Here is a 213-nt window from a genome sequence, read left to right as displayed (position 1 = left end):
CTACATATTTATGCCATCCAAAGCTTGTTAATGCTTCTACTGCAACTCTTGCTCTTACTGCTTTTGGCATTACTGATTCTTTGTATGCTTCATCTTGAGCATCGAATAATTCAAATGCTGGCATACTTATAACTCTTGCATCTATTCCTTTTGCTGCTAGTTCATCAGCTGCTTTGTAGATTAATTCTACTTCTGAACCTGATGCCATTAGTA

Annotated in this window: 1 protein-coding gene; it reads right to left on the bottom strand. The window is 36.6% G+C overall.

The window, feature by feature from the left end:
• A partial coding sequence (locus GXK56_RS27635) for a transketolase C-terminal domain-containing protein (RefSeq protein ID WP_279283404.1) occupies positions 1–213 on the bottom strand: 213 nt, incomplete at both ends.

The organism is Clostridium sp. C2-6-12, assembly GCF_009928485.1.
Taxonomy (GTDB): domain Bacteria; phylum Bacillota; class Clostridia; order Clostridiales; family Clostridiaceae; genus Clostridium.
This window is presented reverse-complemented; position numbering and strand designations above follow the sequence as displayed.